Genomic DNA, 16,327 nt, shown 5'->3' with positions numbered 1-16,327 from the left:
CGTGGTCCGGGTGCCGCTGGCAGGGTGACGCGCGGCGCGTCACTCCTTCTCCATCGTGCATTGCAGGGGGTGCTGATGCCGGCGGGCAAAATCCATCACCTGACCGACCTTCGTCTCCGCGATCTCGTGGCTGAACACGCCGACGACGGCGACGCCTTTCTTGTGAACGGTCAGCATGATCTCGAAGGCCTGCGCGTGGCTCATGCCGAAGAAGCGTTCGAGCACATGAACGACGAACTCCATCGGCGTGTAGTCATCGTTCAGTAGCAGAACCTTGTAGAGCGGCGGGCGCTTGGTCTTCGGTTTCGTGTCGACGACGACGCCGGCATCGCTGTCGCTCCCGCGACCGGGGCCGTCGTCCGATCCGCTCATGCCAACAGGCGCGAGGGCGGGATCGCGGGGCTCAATCGCGCTGGTGCGGAACTGGGTCATGTGGCCGGAAGAGATCCGTTGTGCGTGGCGGGTCTGAGCGCAGTATATAATCGAGCCTGCCAGCGAGAAAAGGGCGGAGGCGCGCCAGATCGATGGCAGATGCACCGGCACAGCACCGGGACGCTGCGTTCAGCGACGCAAGGCGCGTCTGCGCGCACTCTGCGAGGACATTCCGAGGCACGTTGTCCGGCCTTCGGGCGCGATCCGCGTGCCCCATGCGACTCGCTCTCGCGGGCGCGCGATCTCACCGGAGGCCGCCGGTCCGATTGATCCGCGCCGTCTGACCCGTTTGAAAGAGGCGCCCGAGCGACACCGACGAACGCGGCGCGACGGGCTGTCATGAGGACACAATCTCGCCACAATCGCGCTCCTAGTGGGAGGAAGGCAGACCAGCACCCATATCTGGTGAGGCTGTTCGGCCGCATTCCGAAAAATTGATTTAATTGAGCGCTTTGCGGCCCGTCCTTCTCGTGCTAACGTTCCTCAACAACAAGAAGCACCCGATGGGTGTGCGGCAACGAGCAACGGCTTACCGAAACATCGGAAGCCTCGAGGCAGACAAAGGCGGAAACAGTGACGGGACGGCGCAGGCGGCCGGGCCATACCGGTCTATTCGTTCTCACCGCATTCTGGTTCTTCGTCGTGATCCCCCTCAGCGCCATGGCGGCGCCGTATGCGGGCATGGTGATGGATGCGCGGTCGGGCACGGTCTACTACAGCGAAAATGCGGACACGCGGCTTCATCCCGCGTCTCTGACCAAGATGATGACGCTCTACATCGCCTTCGAGGCGGTGGAGCATGGCGAGCTGTCGATGGACACGCTCGTGACGATCTCGCGGAACGCGGCGTCGGAGCCGCCGTCGAAGCTCGGGCTTCGGTCGGGCCAGAAAATCAAGCTGCGCTACCTCGTCCGCGCCGCGGCGGTTAAGTCGGCCAACGACGCGGCGACCGCGATCGGCGAGGCGATTTCGGGGTCCGAAGCGGCCTTTGCCCGGCGGATGAACCGCACGGCGAAGGCGATGGGCATGACCCGCACGACCTTCAAGAACGCGCACGGCCTCACCGAGAGCGGTCACCTGTCGACCGCGCGCGACATGACGATCCTCGGGCGGCACGTGCTCTACGACTATCCGGAGTACTACAACCTCTTCAGCCGCATCACCGCAGATGCGGGCGTTCGGACGGTATCGCACACCAACCGCCGAATGCTGCAGAGCTACTCCGGGGCGGACGGCATCAAGACCGGCTACACCCGCGCGGCCGGCTTCAACCTCGTCGCCTCGGCAGAGCGCGGCGGCGAGCGCGTGATCGCGACCGTGTTCGGCGGCAACTCCACGGCCTCGCGCAACGCGCAGGTCGCCAAGCTCCTCGATCTCGGGTTCTCCAAGGCGCCGAGCCGTATCGCCTTTGCAGCGCCGCGTCGTCCGGGTTACCAGGGCAATTCCGGCATCAACGTCGATGTGGCGCGCGATGCCGACCCCTCGCCGGGTCATCAGGGCCGGTCGGTCCGGACCGTCGCCGCTGCGGTTACCCGCAGCCTTCGGCCGATGCCGCGGCCCGGGTCGACCACGCCGGCCGCCGTGCCTGCGCCGCTGGTCGCGTCCGTCGGTGCGGACATCGACGCCGTGATTGCTGCGGCGAAGGCGGAAACCGCCGAGACCGAGGCGGCGGAGGCGCAGACGGCCGAGGTTCAGACCGCGGTCATCGAGTCCGTCGACGTCGCCGAGGCAGTCGAAGAAGCCGTGGTGGCCGGAACGGCCGCGGCGCCCGGCGCATCGATCCGGCCGCGGTCGCGGCCGACGGACGTGGTTCTCGCGTCGCTGGGCGGCACGACCGAAGCCGAGATCGCCGTTGCCGCGCGCAACGTGCCGGACGAGGCGACCGCCGAGGTGGTCAGCCGCGTCTCGACCTCGGGCGGACGGCATTGGGGCATCAATGTCGGGCGTTACCCGAGCCGATACGAGGCGCAGCGAGTTCTGCTGAAGACGGCGCTGTCCGAGATGTCGTCGCTCGATGGTGCGCTGCGCAAGGTCGTCGACCGGCCGAGCGGCTACGACGCCAACTTCATGGGCATGACGCGCGACATGGCCGACCTCGCGTGCCGCCGGCTTCAGGCGCAGCAGGTGACCTGTTTCATGGTCGGCCCGCCGAGCTGAGCCGCGCGCTCAACACGATCACTCACGGCAGCGCGGCGCGCGAGGGGACCTCCTCGCGCGCCGCTTCCTTTCTGAGCCAGCGCAGGAACGCCTGCAGCTGCGGACGGGCGACGCCGGGGGCCGTCACCGCGTGATAGCCGCCCTCGGGGCGCTCCTCGAACAGGAGCCGAAGGCGGCCGGCCCGCACGTCCTGTCCCACGGACACGCGCGTCGTCACGACGATGCCCTGGCCGTTGCGCGCGCCGTCGAGCATCAGGTTGCCCGGCACGTGGATGAGGCCCTTCACCCGCCGCTCCGTGATCCCGTGGCGGGCGAACCACTCCGACGCCTCCGACGTGCCGAGCTCCTGCAGCCAGGGAAAGGCGAGCAGGTCCTGCGGCGCGTCGGGGTCGAGATCCCCGATCAGCTCGGGCGCCGCGACAATCCAGATCGGCGACTGGATCAGCGACTCGGATTCGAGACCGGGCCACCTGCCGTCGCCATAGCGGATGGCCAGGTCGATACCGCCCGGCTCGGGGTCGTTGAGGACCGGCGTCGGGTCGATCATGATGTCGATCTCGGGATGCGCGGCACGAAAGCCCGCGAGCCGCGGCATGAGCCAGTTGGACGCGAAGGACGGCGAGGTCGAGACGTGCAGCGGCCGATCGGCATCGGCGCCGGTCAGCGCCTCGATCACCTGCGCGATCCGGCCGAACGCGCCGATCAGCGCGTCGGCCAGCTGGCGGCCCTCCTGCGTGAGCTCGAGTTGCCGGCCGGACCGGTCCACGAGCTTTACCCCCAGGTGCGCTTCGAGATTGCGCAGTTGCTGGGACACGGCGGCGTGGCTCACGTTCAGCATCGCGCCCGCCCGCGTGACCGAGCCCGTTTCGGCGAAGGCCGAGAACGCACGAAGACTCGACAGAGGGGGCAGGCGGGAGAAGGGCATCGGTAACTACAGCTTACACGTTCTTAGAATTCCTGAGTGGCATCGAAGCGCCCGAAAGACAATATCGGTGGCATGAGGGCAAGCCGAGAGGAACCGCCGCCATGTTACAGATCCTTGCACAAAGCTTTCTGACCGCAGCGCAAAGCCAGAGCCGGGCCCGTCCGCACGAACGTCGGCTGGTGGCAACGCGTCCGGACACCGCGCGCCGCACGGAGGTCCGCAAATGAGCAAGCGTTTCGCCACTGCATGGCTCGGCCTCGGTCGCCGTCTCAGCGCGATGGAGGCCGCGCGTCGCGCCCGGCTTCGCCGCCCCGTCACCCTCGACGACAAGATCCCCTTCGCGCCCCGAAAGGAGAGAGTGAGATGATTGATCCCATCCTTCGCCAGACAGAGGCGCTGCTGCGCCAGGACATTCGTGCCGCCGAGCACATGCGCTGGCTGTTCCGCCTGTCGCCCTGGAACGCAGGGCGCGAGACGCCGGCTCCACGCTACCGCGCCGCACGCTGATACGGCCCGCCGGACCGCCTCCCTGACGGTTCGCGCGGCACACTGGCGGTCCCCGGATGCGGGGGCCGCTTTTTCGTTCAGGTCACTCCGACCGGGCCAACGTGCACTCGTACGTGGTGCCGTCGGGGTCGGGGTCGCGGTAGGTCGCGGCGTCGCCCTTGATCCAGATCGATCGGCCGAAGCTACCCTCGTAGCGCGCGCCCGACCCTGTCGGGACCAGCGATCCGGTATCGACGCTATCGCCGCGTTCGAAGCGCAGGCTCGGGCGCTCGGTGTCGAAGAATATAGTGACGACTTCGTTGGCCGGGGTGCCGTCACAGGTCCAGAATGCGGTGCTGGTGGGCTCTTCGAGTATCCACCGGGCGACCAGCTCGCCCTCGCGGCGCAGGTAGGCGTCGGCGACGCAGGTGCGCAGATCCTCTGCTTTCCAGCATTCGTCGCGACCGCCGATCCAGCCGCGCTGCGTTGCGCGCAGCTCGCTCTCAGCCTCCGCCGCTCCGGCGTCGAGACCCCGGATCGCCGCCAAAGCCTCGGAATAGCGCTCGGCCACCCGCCGGTCGAGCCGGGCAAGCTCCGCATCCTCGCAGATCAGCGTCTCGGCCGAGCTTTCGGCGCGCGCGCAATCGAAGGAGGGGCCCTCCTGCGCCACGACAGGTGCAGACAGGCCGATCAGGCACACGCCTCCCAACAGGTACCGCATCGCTCGAACCCTCCCGCCACGATGACGCCAACGCATGCAGGAAATGCTACCGGACGTAGCGCGTCTGGCAAGCGCGATTCACGGGCGCTTAGCCGACCGGGTCGAAGGCGGCGGCGATCAGGGTGCGGGTGTAGTCTGTCTGCGGCCGGTCGAAGATGTCGTCGGTGACGCCCATCTCGACCACGTCGCCGTTCTGCATGACGATCACCTTGTGGCTCATCGCGCGCACCACCTTTAGGTCGTGCGAGATGAAGAGGTAGGCGAGGTCGTACTTCCGCTGCAGCGCGCGCAGCAGATCGACGATCTGGACCTGCACCGTCATGTCGAGCGCCGAGGTGGGCTCGTCGAGGACGACGAGCCGCGGGCGCAGCACCATCGCGCGGGCGATGGCGATGCGCTGGCGCTGACCGCCCGAGAACTCGTGCGGATACCGGTGCATGGTGGCGGGATCGAGACCCACCTCCTCCATCACCTCGGTCACGAGTTCGCGGTGCGGGCGTCCGTCTGGCGAGCCGTGAACGGTCAGTCCCTCGGCGATGATCTGTTCGCAGGTCATCCGCGGGCTGAGCGAGCCGTAGGGATCCTGGAACACGATCTGCATCTCGGAGCGCAGCTTGCGCAGGCGTTTCGTCTTCCAACTCTTCACGTTCTCGCCGCGGAAGGTGATCCCGCCCTCGGACTGGATCAGCCGCATGATCGCCAGCGCGAGCGTGGTCTTGCCCGATCCGGATTCGCCCACGATCCCGACGGTTTCGCCGGCGCGGACGGACATCGAAGCATCATTGACCGCCTTTACGTAGCCGACCGTGCGGCGAAGCAGGCCCTTCTGGATCGGAAACCAGATCTTGAGGTTGTCGGTGCGGGCGATCTCTTCGGCGCCGTCCTTCACGGGATCTGGCGTGCCGGTGGATTCCGCCGACAGGAGCTTTTGCGTGTAGGGGTGGCGCGGCTTCGCGAAGATCTCTCGCGTCGGACCGGTTTCCACGATCTCGCCGTCCTTCATGACGCAGACGCGGTCGGAGATGCGCCGGACGATTCCGAGGTCGTGGGTGATGAACAGAAGGCTCATGCCCTCGTCGCGCTGGATGCGGCCGAGCAGTTCGAGGATCTGGGCCTGGATCGTCACGTCGAGCGCGGTCGTGGGCTCGTCCGCAATCAGCAGGTCGGGTCCGTTGGCGAGTGCCATGGCAATCATCACGCGCTGCCGCTGCCCGCCGGAGAGCTGGTGCGGATAGGCCGTGAGCCGGCTTTCGGGCTCGCGGATGCCGACCCGGTGGAGCAGGTCGAGAATTCGCTCGCGCGCCGCGTCGCCCTCGATCCCCTGGTGGAGGGCAAGGCTTTCGCCCAGCTGTTTCTCCAGCGTGTGCAGAGGGTTGAGCGACGTCATCGGCTCCTGGAAGATGAACGACACGTCGTTGCCGCGCACCTTCCGCAAGAGACGTTCGGGCGCGCCGATCATCTCCTGCCCGTCATAGGACACCGATCCTTCGACGCGGGCAGACGGCCCCAGGAGCTGCACCGTGGACAGCGCGCTCACCGACTTGCCGGAGCCCGATTCCCCCACCAGCGCGACGGTTTCGCCGCGGTCGATGTGAAACGAGATCCCGCGCACGGCCTGCGTCTCCATCCCGTCCTGGGTGAAGGTCACGCGAAGGTCGCGGACATCGAGGATGCGGCTCATCTTGGGGCCTCGGTTCGTAAGATTCGGACCAATACGGACACGTTCCGTACGATTTCGGCCGGCCCGCGCGTGGCGGCGGACCGCGACCAACCCGGGGAATCGGCATGGCGCGTCGCGGCTGCGTTCACGAGAACGTCTTTCTCGGGTCGAAGGCATCGCGCACGCCCTCGAAGATGAAGACGAGCAGCGACAGCATCAGCGCGAAAACGGAGAACGCGGTGAAGGCGAGCCAGGGCGCCTGGAGGTTTTGCTTGGCCTGGAGTGTCAGCTCGCCCAGCGACGGCGCCGACGAGGGCAGGCCGAAGCCGAGGAAGTCGAGCCCGGCGAGCGTGGAGATCGTGCCGGTGACGATGAAGGGCAGCATGGTGACGGTCGCGACCATCGCGTTGGGCAGCATGTGGCGGAACATGATCGTCCAGTTCGACACGCCGAGCGCCTTGGCCGCGCGCACGTATTCGAGGTTTCGCGCGCGCAGGAATTCGGCGCGCACCACGCCCACGAGCGCGATCCATCCGAAGAGGACCATCAGGAACACGAGCAGCCAGAACCCTCGGCCGAGAATCGCGAACAGGATGATGATGATGTAGAGTTGCGGCGTCGCTGCCCAGATCTCGATCACCCGCTGGAAGATCAGGTCCGTGAGCCCGCCGAAATAGCCCTGCACGGCGCCGGCGATGATGCCGATGATGGACGACAGGGCGGTCACCACGAGCGTGAACATGATCGACAGGCGGAAGCCGTAGATTACCCGCGCGAGCACGTCGCGCTTGGTGTCGTCGGTGCCCAGAAGGTTGTGCCCATTGGGGGGCAGGGGCGCCGCGCCCGGCCGGTCGACCGTCGAGTTGTAGCTATAGGGGATCGGCGGCCAGATCATCCAGCCCTTCTCGAAGTCCGGATCCTCGATCGTGCCCTCGCGCGCAGCCTCGATGTACCCTTGCGGGTCGTCAAAGCAGTCGACGAGGCCGCCGGTCTCGATCAGGCACTGGACCTCGGTGTCGCGATAGGCAGCCTCGGTCCGGAAATCGCCGCCGAAATCCGTTTCGGCGTAGAAGCTGAAGATCGGCATCCGGTATTCCCCGCGGTAATTCACGAGGATCGGCTTGTCGTTGGCGATGAACTCGGCGAACAGCGACAGCCCGAACAGCACCGCAAAGATCCACAGCGACCAGAAGGCGCGGCGGTTGCGCTTGAAGTTGCGCCACCGGCGCTGGTTCAGCGGAGACAGGCCGAAGCGGCCGCGCGGCGGCTCGGGGGCCACGGACTTGCCCGGAGCCGGCTGAACGACGACGTCGCCCTTGTCCTGCGGTTCGGGGTTGGCGACCACGGCTCAGCCCTCCCGCTTTTCGAAGTCGATGCGCGGATCGACGAGCACGTACATGAGGTCGGACACGATGTTCACCAGAAGTCCGATCAGGCCGAAGAGGTAGAGCGTGCCGAAGATCACCGGGTAGTCGCGCTGCACCGCGGCTTCGAAGCCGAGCCGGCCGAGACCGTCGAGCGAGAAGATCGTTTCGATGATCAGCGAGCCCGAGAAGAAGACGCCGATGAACACCGCCGGGAAGCCCGCGATGATGATCAGCATCGCGTTGCGGAAGACATGCCCGTAGAGCACCCGGCGTTCGCTCAGCCCCTTCGCGCGCGCGGTGATGACGTACTGTTTCTTGATCTCGTCGAGAAACGAGTTCTTCGTCAGCAGCGTCAGCGTCGCGAAGGCCGCGATGGTCGAGGCCGTGACCGGCAGCGCGATGTGCCAGAAGTAGTCGGCGATCTTGCCGAGGAGCGACAGGCTCTCGAAGTTGTCCGAGGTCAGTCCTCGAAGCGGGAAGATCTGGAAGTAAGACCCGCCCGCGAAGAGCACGAGCAGCAGGATCGCGAACAGAAAGCCCGGGATCGCGTAGGCGACGATCACCACGGCCGAAGTCCAGGTGTCGAAGCTGGTGCCATCGTTCACCGCCTTCCGGATCCCGAGGGGGATGGACACGAGGTAGGCGATCAATGTCGACCATAGTCCGAGGGAGATCGACACCGGCATCTTCTCGAGCACGAGTTCCGTCACCTCGATCGATCGGAAATAGCTCTCGCCGAAGTCGAAGCGCGCGTAGTCCCACACCATCGACAGGAAGCGTTCCAGCGGCGGCTTGTCGAAGCCGAATTCGCGCTCGAGCTGTTCGATGAACTCGGGCGGCAGGCCTTGCGCGCCGGGGTACTGGCTGTCGCCGGGGCCCAGCATCTCGCTGCTGGCGGCATCGCCGCCCTGCCCGCCGGCAAAGCCGCCGAACACGTCGCCGCGGCCCTGCACGTTGGCGATGACCTGTTCGATCGGCCCGCCCGGCACGAATTGGGTGAGCACGAAGTTCACCACCAGAATGCCGAGCAGCGTCGGGACGATCAGCAGGATCCGTCGGAGGATATAGGAGGCCATGGCGGTGCGCTTACCTTAGTGCGCCGTCGGCGCGCAATTGTTGCGCTGCGTCCTCGTCGATCCACCAGAAGTCGAGCACGCCGACTGCGTAGGGCGGCATCTCGTCGGGCGGGGTCAGGTGGTTGAAGTAGGCCACGCGGCTCACGTCGGAATAGTGCATCGGGATCTGGATGAACTCGTATCGCAGCGCCCGGTCGAGCGCCATGACCGACGCGTCCTCTTCCTCCTGGCTTTGGGTTTCGAGCGAGGCCGCGATGATCGCGTCGATCAGCGGTGACGCAAGGCCCGCCGGGTTGAACAGCGAGTAGTCCGCCGCCTCGGAACCGAAATACTGGTTCAGGCCCGCGCCGGTCCCGGTCAGCGCCGGATAGTCCGTGTAGACCATGTCGAAATCGAACTCGCGTTCGCGCAGGGAGAACTGAGAAGGGTCGAGCCGTTCCAGCCGCGGCTGAATGCCCATTGCCTCGAGATTCTGGGCAAAGGTTTCATGGATGGATTCGACGATGGGGCTGACGTTCGTCGGGTAGGGGATGAAGAGCGACAGCGTCTCGCCGTCCGCGTTGCGGCGGATGCCGTCGTCGCCGACCTCCCAGCCGGCCTCGTCGAGAAGGCGCATGGCCTGGCGCAGGTTGCGCCGGTCGCTGAGGCTGTCGGGGTTCGAGGAATGCGGCGTCCGCACCTCCTCGGTCAGCATCTCCTCGGGCACGACGTCGCCGAGCCCCTGCAGGAACTCGAGCTCTGCGCCCTCGGGAACGCCGGTCGCCTGCGTGCGGTAGTCCTGCGCAAAGGAGGCGCGTTGTTCGTAGAGGCCGTATTGCAGCGACTGGTTGGTCCATTCGAAGTTGTAGGCGAGCGAGACCGCCTCGCGGATCCGCTTGTCCTGCATGATGTCGCGGCGCAGGTTGAACACGAAGCCCACGTTCGCCGGGGGCAGGCCGTTCGGGAACTCCTCGCGGATCACGTCGCCGCGCTCGACCGCCGGGAAGTCGTAGGCGGTGGCCCAGAGGCGGGGGTCGCCTTCGCTGCGGTAGCTGACATTGCCGGCCTTGAACGCCTCGAAGGTCGCGGTCGAGTCCGCGAAGAATTCCACCCGGATGCGGTCGTAGTTGTGACGTCCGCGATTGATCGGCAGATCCCAGCCCCAGTAGTCGGGATCGCGGGCGAGCACGATGCGGCGGTTGGGCTCCACTTCCTCGATCAGCCACGGGCCGGAGCCCGGCGGCGTCTCGAGCCGGCTCTCGTCGAGCCGTGCGCCGGTCTCTTCGAACCAGTGCTCGGGCCAGACCGGCATCATGCCGACGGATTCGATCAGCGAGCGGCGCGACACGCCCTCGGCAAAGGTGACGCGCACCGTGTGGTCGTCGAGCGCCTCGGCCCCGGTCAGGCGCTGCGACACCGCGTTGCGGTAGGACGGCAGCCCCTGCTCGAGGATGAGATTCATCGAGAAGATGAAGTCGTGCGCGGTGACGGGCTCCCCGTCCGAAAAGCGCGCCTCGGGACGCATGTGGAAGGTCGCGAAGGTCTTGCCCTCGTCGTACTCGATCCGCTCGGCGAGGAGGCCGTAGAACCCGTCGTTGTCGTCCGCGGGGAAGGTCTCTCCGCTGACGCTCTCGGCAAAGAGGCTCTCGGTCGGGAAGATCGAGTAGATGTAGGCCCGGCCCTGGCGCGAGTAGGGGTTCATGGAATCGAACGTGCCGGTGGTGGCGATCACGAGCTCGCCCTGACGCGGTGCGTCGGGGTTCACGTAGTTCAGCTGTTCGAAGCCCTCGGGGTAGACGAGGTTGCCTTCGAAGAAAGTGTAGCCGTGGGACGTGATGATCTCGCCCTGCGGGTCGATCTCGGTGGTCTGGGGCACGATCGGGCCGCTCTGCTCCTCGGTCGTGTCGGCCGCGGCGGCGTCATCCTGTGCGCGGGTTTCGGCCGCGGCGAAGGCGAGCGCGAGCGCGAGGAAGCTGGCGCCGGCGATGCGCCGCGAGGCGGATCGCGGCAGGGCCACGGCGGAGCTCCGGTCGTTCCCTGCAGGATCGGTGCGGCGTCGTCTGATCGTCATGGAAAGCTCCCCTCCGGCTTGTCTTCGCCAGTCGTGCTGGGCTGGAACGTAAGCTAACGGGGCGCTCTCGCCATGATCAAGTTGCAACCGTGTTATCTGGGCGGAGCGGGCGGCCGAAACGGCAACGGCCGCCGCCCGGAGAGGCGACGGCCGTTGCACGGTTCGGTTTCGGCGATCCGGTTTCCCGGGATCACTCCGACAGCGTCTGCAGATACGCGATGAGGTTCGCGCGATCCTCTTCGCTGCGCAGGCCGGCGTAGCTCATCGAGGTGCCCGGCGCCCATTCGCGCGGGTTCTCGAGATAGTTGAAGAGGTGCTCGACGGTCCAGACGTCGGCGCCCTGCTCGGTGAGCGCGCCGGAGTAGTTCGAGTAGCTCTCGACCGCGCCGATCTCGCGACCGACGACACCGTTCAGATAGGGGCCGACGCCGTTGGAGCCGTTGATCTGGTGGCAGGCGCGGCAGCGGTTGAACACGCTCTCGCCGGCGGATGCGTCGGCGTTCTCGACCATCGCGACGATCTCGGAATCGCCGCCGGATCCTTCACCTTCTGCGGCGGCCTGCTCGGAGCCCTCGCCCTCGGCGGGTGCTTCCTCCGCGGCGGCCTGCTCGGAGCCTTCGCCCTCGGCGGGTGCTTCCTGGGCGGCGGCCTGTTCGGAGCCTTCTCCCTCGGCGGGCGCTTCCTCGGCGGCGGCCTGCTCGGAGCCCTCGCCCTCGGCGGGCGCTTCCTCTGCCGCGGCCTGCTCGGAGCCTTCGCTCTCGGCGGGTGCTTCCTCTGCGGCGGCCTGCTCGGAGCCTTCGCCCTCGGCGGGTGCTTCCTCTGCGGCGGCCTGTTCGGAGCCTTCGCCCTCGGCGGGTGCTTCCTCGGCGGCGGCCTGCTCGGAGCCTTCGCTCTCGGCGGGCGCTTCCTCTGCGGCGGCTTCCTCGCCACCGCCCTCGGCCGGCGCCTCTTCACCTTCGAGCACGCCGACCTCGGCGTTGCCGTCGAACGTGTTGAGGTAGGCGATCAGGTTGGCGCGGTCCTCGGGGTCGGAGATGCCGGAATAGCTCATCGACGTGCCCGGTGCCCAGCCCTGCGGGTTCTCGAGGAACGCGTCGAGGACACGCGGATCCCAATGTTGGGCGTCCTGCTCGGACAACGCGCCGGAATAGCTGCCGTAGCCGTTCGCGCTGCCGATCTCGCGCCCGACGACACCGTAGAGATACGGGCCGACCGCGTTTGCGCCTTCCTCGAGCTGGTGACACGCGCGGCACTGGTTGAACACGCGCTCGCCGGCGTCGGCATCGGCGTTCTGCCAGAGCGTCGCGAAGTCGACCGGCGCGGCCTCTTCGCCGCCGCCGTCCTCTTCACCGGTCTCGATGACATACGCCATCTCGCGCTCGTCGCCATGTGCCTCGATACCGACGTGATAGATCTCCTCGGCGCCCCATTTGCCCAGCAGGAAAACAAGGAAGGCGCCGCAAAAGCCGCCGACCACCTTGGTGAACGTCATCGTGTCAAACATCGGTCGCGTATCCGTCTCGAAGGCTTCGTTCGGGCCGTGTAGTATTGGTTCCCTCCGGCTGTGGCAAGGTGTAGTAGCCGCGACCAAACGCCCGGACGCGGTGCCTGCGGACAGAGAACCGGACCATGACCGATCGACCCAAAATCGCGTTCCAGGGTGAACCCGGCGCGTATTCCCACGAAGCCTGCCGCGCGGCGCGGCCCGACCACGAGCCGATGGCCTGCGGAACCTTCGAGGACGTGATCGCCGCAGTCCGCGAGGGCAGTGCAGAGCTCGCGATGCTGCCGGTCGAGAACTCCACATACGGCCGCGTGGCGGACATCCACAGGCTGTTGCCGCATTCGGGCCTGCACATCATCGGAGAAGCCTTCGTGCGGGTTCACATCAACCTTTTGGGTGTTCCGGGCGCGACGCTGGAGGCGGTGCGCGAGGCGCACTCGCACCTCGTCCTGTTGCCGCAATGCGGAGGCTTCCTGCGGGCCAACGGCATCGTCGGACGCGTCAGCCCAGACAACGCCCGCGCCGCCCGCGAGGTCGCCGAGCGCGCGGATCCGTCGCACGCCGCGCTCGCCTCGGAACTCGCGGCCGAAATTTACGGGCTCGAGGTGCTGGCGCGGCACATCGAGGACCACGACACCAACACCACCCGGTTCCTCGTCATGGCGGCGGAGCCCGACATGACCCGGCGCGGCAGCCACGGCATGCTCACGAGCTTCGTCTTCCGTGTGCGCAGCATCCCGGCCGCGCTCTACAAGGCGATGGGCGGCTTCGCGACGAATGGCGTGAACATGACCAAGCTCGAGAGCTACATGGTCGACGGCTCGTTCGAGGCGGCGCAGTTCTATGCCGACATCGAGGGGCACCCGGACGACCCGGCGGTGCAGCGCGCGCTGGAGGAGCTCGACTACTTCACGCACATGCTGGAGATCCTCGGCACCTATCCGCGCGACCCCCGCCGCCCCTGAGGCGCCAGCCGCAGGCGGATCGGGCCGCGCGCCGTGACCGGATCGACGGGCTGGCCCTTCTGGGTGGCGATGAGCGGAAGCGTGCCGGCGACGCGACGGATCTCCGGCATCAGGGGGCGCCAGTCATCGGCAAGACGCCGCGCCGCCTCCGACGGGCAGAACGTCTTGTCCCGTCCACGTTTTTCGGCAAGTGCCATCAGCGCTGCCGCAACCTCTGCATCGTCGATTGTCATGCCGGGCGATCTAGCGGCAGGCTGGACCGCGGCGAGCGGCGCGCCACATTCCGTGTTAACGATTTGGCGCGCGACGGCTATGATGCGCGCCGGGACTTTGGGGGAAGTTCGACGCAAATGACCGAGCATGATCCACAGGTGCACCGCACCGGGGGCGTGATCCACGCCTTGCCCGTGGGGGGCGGAATCCTCGCCATCGCGCCGCAACCCGGCGCGCATGACAGCTACGACAAGGATCTCGGCCACATCCTCGACTGGCGTCCGGCGCTCGTCGTGTCGCTGACCACGACGGACGAGCTCGCGCAGACCGGCGCGGGCGATCTGGGTCCGCAGCTTCAGGAGCGCGCGACCCGCTGGGCGCACGTTCCGGTGGCGCCGGATGCCGCGCCCACACCCGATGTCGCGAAGCGCTGGACCGAGACGAGCGCCTTCGCGCGCCGCGCGCTCTGGGGTGGCGGACGCGTGCTGATCCACGGGCGCGACGGATGCGGCCGGGCGGGCATGGCGGCGTTGCGGCTGATGATCGAGGCGGGCGAGGCCCCCGACGAGGCGCAGCAGAGGTTGTGGGCGCTGCATCGGCCGATGATCGGTGGGACGGCGCAACTGCGCTGGGCGATGGCGGCTGAACGCGAGGCGGCCGTTTTCCTCAGCCGTCGCGCCGACGCAACGCGCCGGCCTGCACATGGTGTGGGGGTGAGAGGCTGGAAAACGACCCAAGCGGGGCTCGTTACGGCTGCTTCCTTCCGGACCTGACCGGGTTGGCGAGGCGCTTGCCCGCACCAACCTCTCAATGGTCGATCTAAGTCGCCCGGAACGGATTCGCAACCCGCCCCGCCATCAGGACATCGTCTTGCGGAACCGCGCGAAGCCCGGGGGCGCAGGGCCGCCGACATCGATCAGGCCCAGTTGCAGGCCCCGGATCCGGTGGCTGCGCGCGCTGGCGCCGGTGTCGAGCACGACCGTCGCGTCCGGCATGGGGGCAAAGCGCCACGGGGCCGGCCGGTCCGGTGGGCGCGCACCCGGGTGCGACAGGATGTCGGCGAGGATTTCGGGCACCGGCATGTCGAAGTGATGAAGCGCGGGGCCGGAGCGCGGGGCGCAGAAGCCGCCGCTGCCGCTGTCGCGGTAATCGTTCAGCGCGAGGGTGAACGGTTCGTCGTCGCCGATGGGCTGTCCGCGATGGCACAGATAGCGCACGCGGCCTGTCCCGGGCGGACGCGACAGATCGATCTGCCATGTCAGACCGTCGATGATCTCGAGATCGTAGAGCGGCGTCGTGGGAGCGAGGAGCGGGAGGTCGCGGGCGCCGGGGGCCACGGTTTCGTAGCAGGCGGCCGAACGTTCGAGCCACGCGCGCAGCTCGGCGCCGCGGACCCGGCGCAGCACGAGCATGTTGGCGAAGGGGTAGAGCTCGTTCACGTGGCGCATCCGCAGCCGGCCGCGGGGGATGTCGAGATACCCCTCGGCCCCGCGCCGGGCGCCGGCGGGGTAGGTCGTCGTCGATACGAGCAGCGGGCCGTGGTCAAGCGACCCGACCGGGGCGACGCGGAGGATATGGCGCCTCAACGCCCACGCGACGAGGCCCGCGGCGCGGTAGTCGCCCGCCGCTGCGAAATACGTGGTGACCGGGTGATCCAGCGTCCCGAGCGGGCGGCGCATTCGGCTCAGCGTGCGCACGTGATCGTCGAAAACGGCGTTCAGCACACGGGCATAACTGGCCTTGCTGTCGGTCCAGCTTTCGGGCGCGGGGCCGACCGGGGCGTCCGCGGGTCGCAGACGAACGGTGGAGTCGCGGCAGTGCCACCTGCCGTCGCTGGCGCGAGCGAGGGTCAGGTCGATCTGCCCGAGGTCGCTGCCGTGGCATCCCGGCACCACGACCGGGGTGCCCGCGATGAGCCCGCTGCCGCAATCGTCCGGGCCGGGAAACCGCTCGTGGCTGTGGCCCGCGACCACGACGTCGATGCCGGTCACGGCCGCGAGTTCGCGCGCGGCGCGATCGCTCTCGCCGGCCGCGTCCGCGCCCGACGTTCCGGCGTGGCAGAGCGCGATGACGATATCGCACCCGGCCTCGCGCATGCGCGGAACGGTGCGCCGGGCCGAGTCGAGGATGCTTTCGGTGACGACACGCTCTTCCAGCTTCGCGCGGTTCCAGATGGTCGTCTCGGGCGGGGCGAATCCGGTGATCCCGATCCGGAGCGGGACGGTGCCGCCGCATTTGGTCACCACGTCGCGTTCGATCACCGCGAAGGCCGGAAAGACCGGGCCGCCGCCGTCAGGTGCGCTGCGCGCAACGTTGGCGAGAACGACGGGAAAGGCGGCTTGGGCATAGATGCGCTCGACCGCGTCGAGACCGAAGTCGAACTCGTGGTTGCCGAGCGTGGCCACGTCGTAGCCGAGCCGGTTCAGCGCGGCGATCGCCGGGTGGGGCCGGTCGGGATCGTTCGCGACGGCCTCGGCGGCGGTGTCGCCCATCGGGCTGCCCTGGATGAGGTCCCCGTTGTCGACCAGCAGGCAGTTGTCGGCACCGGCGCTGGCCGCCTGAATCACCCGGGCGAGTGCCGCGAGCCCACGCGAGTCGTCGGGTCGGTCCGCGTGGTAGTCGTGAGGATAGAGGTGCATGTGCAGATCCGAGGTCGCGAGGACCCGCAGGGACACCACCGATTCGGCGACATTGGTTCGCGCGCCGCCCGCCTGCCTGAAAGCGTCTTCCATCGCACCACTTAAATCACCGTTGCGGTCGCGGACCGAACG

General features: G+C 67.7%; 14 protein-coding genes and 1 other RNA gene. 4 read left to right on the top strand and 11 right to left on the bottom strand.

What is annotated here, in order from left to right:
- Positions 1-39 precede the first annotated feature (39 nt).
- Positions 40-372 carry an ATP-dependent Clp protease adapter ClpS gene (gene clpS, locus ROJ8625_RS13250; RefSeq protein ID WP_085792454.1) on the bottom strand — a complete coding sequence of 111 codons (333 nt, stop codon included), beginning with the start codon at positions 370-372 and terminating at the stop codon, positions 40-42.
- Between the two features lie 633 nt (positions 373-1,005).
- Here clpS and ROJ8625_RS13245 point away from each other — a divergent pair.
- Positions 1,006-2,589 (top strand): D-alanyl-D-alanine carboxypeptidase family protein, encoded by a 1,584-nt coding sequence (locus tag ROJ8625_RS13245; protein ID WP_370738473.1) that lies wholly within the window; start codon positions 1,006-1,008, stop codon positions 2,587-2,589.
- Between the two features lie 22 nt (positions 2,590-2,611).
- Here the strand turns inward: ROJ8625_RS13245 and ROJ8625_RS13240 are convergent, their stop codons facing one another.
- Positions 2,612-3,514: a LysR family transcriptional regulator gene (locus ROJ8625_RS13240; RefSeq protein ID WP_085792353.1), complete on the bottom strand. Its 903-nt coding sequence runs from the start codon at positions 3,512-3,514 to the stop codon at positions 2,612-2,614.
- Between the two features lie 223 nt (positions 3,515-3,737).
- Between ROJ8625_RS13240 and ROJ8625_RS21045 the strand changes: the two genes are divergently transcribed.
- Together ROJ8625_RS21045 and ROJ8625_RS21040 are read left to right on the top strand one after the other, a co-directional pair.
- Positions 3,738-3,881 (top strand): hypothetical protein, encoded by a 144-nt coding sequence (locus ROJ8625_RS21045; protein ID WP_159456765.1) that lies wholly within the window; start codon positions 3,738-3,740, stop codon positions 3,879-3,881.
- Positions 3,878-4,021, top strand: coding sequence for a hypothetical protein (locus tag ROJ8625_RS21040; RefSeq protein WP_159456764.1), 144 nt, complete (start codon positions 3,878-3,880; stop codon positions 4,019-4,021). The genes ROJ8625_RS21045 and ROJ8625_RS21040 overlap by 4 nt, the downstream gene beginning before the upstream one ends.
- A gap of 82 nt (positions 4,022-4,103) precedes the next feature.
- Here ROJ8625_RS21040 and ROJ8625_RS13235 read toward each other — a convergent pair whose 3' ends face one another.
- The 6 genes from ROJ8625_RS13235 to ROJ8625_RS21530 all read right to left on the bottom strand — a co-directional run bounded on the left by ROJ8625_RS13235 (position 4,104) and on the right by ROJ8625_RS21530 (position 12,378).
- On the bottom strand, positions 4,104-4,721 hold the full coding sequence (locus ROJ8625_RS13235) for an MliC family protein (RefSeq protein ID WP_234984260.1): 618 nt from the start codon (positions 4,719-4,721) through the stop codon (positions 4,104-4,106).
- Between the two features lie 88 nt (positions 4,722-4,809).
- Positions 4,810-6,402 carry an ABC transporter ATP-binding protein gene (locus tag ROJ8625_RS13230; protein WP_085792351.1) on the bottom strand — a complete coding sequence of 531 codons (1,593 nt, stop codon included), beginning with the start codon at positions 6,400-6,402 and terminating at the stop codon, positions 4,810-4,812.
- 124 nt (positions 6,403-6,526) lie between these two features.
- Positions 6,527-7,660 carry an ABC transporter permease gene (locus ROJ8625_RS13225; RefSeq protein WP_200813317.1) on the bottom strand — a complete coding sequence of 378 codons (1,134 nt, stop codon included), beginning with the start codon at positions 7,658-7,660 and terminating at the stop codon, positions 6,527-6,529.
- Positions 7,661-7,729: 69 nt separating this feature from the next.
- Positions 7,730-8,824, bottom strand: a complete 1,095-nt coding sequence (locus tag ROJ8625_RS13220) for a microcin C ABC transporter permease YejB (RefSeq protein WP_085792349.1) — start codon at positions 8,822-8,824, stop codon at positions 7,730-7,732.
- A gap of 10 nt (positions 8,825-8,834) precedes the next feature.
- Complete coding sequence (locus ROJ8625_RS13215; RefSeq protein WP_085792348.1) at positions 8,835-10,874, bottom strand: extracellular solute-binding protein; 2,040 nt, start codon at positions 10,872-10,874, stop codon at positions 8,835-8,837.
- A gap of 190 nt (positions 10,875-11,064) precedes the next feature.
- Positions 11,065-12,378: a c-type cytochrome gene (locus ROJ8625_RS21530; RefSeq protein WP_085792347.1), complete on the bottom strand. Its 1,314-nt coding sequence runs from the start codon at positions 12,376-12,378 to the stop codon at positions 11,065-11,067.
- 125 nt (positions 12,379-12,503) lie between these two features.
- Here ROJ8625_RS21530 and ROJ8625_RS13205 point away from each other — a divergent pair, with 125 nt between their 5' ends.
- A complete protein-coding gene (locus ROJ8625_RS13205) occupies positions 12,504-13,343 on the top strand; it encodes a prephenate dehydratase (RefSeq protein WP_085792346.1) in 840 nt (279 codons plus the stop codon).
- Here the strand turns inward: ROJ8625_RS13205 and ROJ8625_RS13200 are convergent.
- The 3 genes from ROJ8625_RS13200 to ROJ8625_RS13185 form a co-directional block, all read right to left on the bottom strand.
- Positions 13,316-13,576, bottom strand: coding sequence for a DUF3253 domain-containing protein (locus ROJ8625_RS13200; RefSeq protein ID WP_085792345.1), 261 nt, complete (start codon positions 13,574-13,576; stop codon positions 13,316-13,318). The genes ROJ8625_RS13205 and ROJ8625_RS13200 overlap by 28 nt on opposite strands.
- A gap of 692 nt (positions 13,577-14,268) precedes the next feature.
- An RNA gene (gene ffs / locus ROJ8625_RS13190) (signal recognition particle sRNA small type) lies at positions 14,269-14,365 on the bottom strand.
- A 48-nt stretch (positions 14,366-14,413) separates the two neighbouring features.
- Entirely contained in the window at positions 14,414-16,288 is a 1,875-nt protein-coding gene (locus ROJ8625_RS13185; protein WP_085792344.1) for a metallophosphoesterase, read from the bottom strand.
- Positions 16,289-16,327: the final 39 nt, after the last annotated feature.

The sequence above is a fragment of the Roseivivax jejudonensis genome (assembly GCF_900172265.1).
GTDB lineage: Bacteria > Pseudomonadota > Alphaproteobacteria > Rhodobacterales > Rhodobacteraceae > Roseivivax > Roseivivax jejudonensis.
This window is presented reverse-complemented; position numbering and strand designations above follow the sequence as displayed.

What these genes read in the sequence shown, in the direction of transcription:
- clpS (WP_085792454.1), bottom strand. Translation starts at nt 372, where the DNA reads ATGAGCGGATCGGACGACGGCCCCGGTCGCGGGAGCGACAGCGATGCC.
- ROJ8625_RS13240 (WP_085792353.1), bottom strand. Translation starts at nt 3,514, where the DNA reads ATGCCCTTCTCCCGCCTGCCCCCTCTGTCGAGTCTTCGTGCGTTCTCG.
- ROJ8625_RS21045 (WP_159456765.1), top strand. Translation starts at nt 3,738, where the DNA reads ATGAGCAAGCGTTTCGCCACTGCATGGCTCGGCCTCGGTCGCCGTCTC.
- ROJ8625_RS21040 (WP_159456764.1), top strand. Translation starts at nt 3,878, where the DNA reads ATGATTGATCCCATCCTTCGCCAGACAGAGGCGCTGCTGCGCCAGGAC.
- ROJ8625_RS13235 (WP_234984260.1), bottom strand. Translation starts at nt 4,721, where the DNA reads ATGCGGTACCTGTTGGGAGGCGTGTGCCTGATCGGCCTGTCTGCACCT.
- ROJ8625_RS13230 (WP_085792351.1), bottom strand. Translation starts at nt 6,402, where the DNA reads ATGAGCCGCATCCTCGATGTCCGCGACCTTCGCGTGACCTTCACCCAG.
- ROJ8625_RS13220 (WP_085792349.1), bottom strand. Translation starts at nt 8,824, where the DNA reads ATGGCCTCCTATATCCTCCGACGGATCCTGCTGATCGTCCCGACGCTG.
- ROJ8625_RS13215 (WP_085792348.1), bottom strand. Translation starts at nt 10,874, where the DNA reads ATGACGATCAGACGACGCCGCACCGATCCTGCAGGGAACGACCGGAGC.
- ROJ8625_RS21530 (WP_085792347.1), bottom strand. Translation starts at nt 12,378, where the DNA reads ATGTTTGACACGATGACGTTCACCAAGGTGGTCGGCGGCTTTTGCGGC.
- ROJ8625_RS13205 (WP_085792346.1), top strand. Translation starts at nt 12,504, where the DNA reads ATGACCGATCGACCCAAAATCGCGTTCCAGGGTGAACCCGGCGCGTAT.
- ROJ8625_RS13200 (WP_085792345.1), bottom strand. Translation starts at nt 13,576, where the DNA reads ATGACAATCGACGATGCAGAGGTTGCGGCAGCGCTGATGGCACTTGCC.
- ROJ8625_RS13185 (WP_085792344.1), bottom strand. Translation starts at nt 16,288, where the DNA reads ATGGAAGACGCTTTCAGGCAGGCGGGCGGCGCGCGAACCAATGTCGCC.